Annotated in this window: 2 protein-coding genes; both read left to right on the top strand. The window is 66.8% G+C overall.

Annotated features, from left to right (window positions below):
• Window positions 1-711 (top strand): tonB-system energizer ExbB (gene exbB / locus NWI01_RS18595; RefSeq protein WP_244613907.1); only part of this gene is annotated, 711 nt, incomplete at its 5' end.
• Window positions 712-715: 4 nt separating this feature from the next.
• A partial coding sequence (locus NWI01_RS18600; protein ID WP_181410595.1) for a biopolymer transporter ExbD occupies window positions 716-1,020 on the top strand: 305 nt, incomplete at its 3' end.

The raw sequence follows: 1,020 nt of genomic DNA on the forward strand, positions 1-1,020 counted from the left end.
CTGAATCCCGATTCTTCCCCGTCGCACGAGTTATCTCCGTGGTCGATGTTCATGTCGGCGGATATTGTTGTTCAGCTGGTGATGATCGGTCTTGCGTTTGCGTCGCTGGTGACGTGGACGATCTGCATCGCGAAGCTGGCGGAGCTGTCGCTGGCGCGGCGCGCGCTGCGGGCGGCGCTGAACAAGATCGGCGACGCGCGCTCGCTGGCGGAGGCGCAGATGGCGCTCGGCGCGCGCGAGGGCGTGCTGGCGTCGCTGCTGGCGTCGGCGATGCACGAGGCGCGGCTGTCGGCCGGCATTTCCAGCGACGCCGGCATCAAGGAGCGGGCGGCGTCGAGCTTCGCCGAGATCGTCCGCGCGGAATCGCGCCGCATCCGGCTCGGCATGGGGCTGCTTGCCACCATCGGCGCAACGTCGCCGTTCGTCGGCCTGTTCGGCACCGTGTGGGGCATCATGAACAGCTTCATCGGGATTTCGAAGTCGCAGACCACCAACCTCGCGGTGGTGGCGCCCGGCATCGCCGAGGCGCTGCTCGCGACCGCGCTCGGCCTTGTCGCCGCCATTCCGGCGGTCATCATCTACAACTACTTCGCGCGCGTGACGCGGGGCTACACCGAACTGGTCGGGCGTGCGTCGGGAGCGGCCGGCCGGCTGCTGTCACGCGATCTGGACCGCACCCACGGCTCTCTTACCTCGCGCGCGGCGGAGTAGGCCGATGGGCGCATCGATCGCGGAAGGCGGCTTCGACGACGACGAGGAATACGGTGAAGCCCACGAGATCAACGTCACGCCGTTCATCGACGTGATCCTGGTTCTTCTGATCATCTTCATGGTGGCCGCGCCGCTGTCGACCGTCGATCTTCCGGTCAACCTGCCGACATCGAGCGCGACGCCGCAGAAGAAGCCGGACAAGCCGACCTATGTCAGCATCAAGGCCGATCTCGCGGTCGCGATCGGCGAGACGCTGGTCAAGCGGGTCGATCTGGTGCGGACGCTGGAGACCACGCCGAACATGACGAA

The sequence above is a fragment of the Nitrobacter winogradskyi genome, from assembly GCF_006539545.1.
GTDB lineage: Bacteria > Pseudomonadota > Alphaproteobacteria > Rhizobiales > Xanthobacteraceae > Nitrobacter > Nitrobacter winogradskyi_A.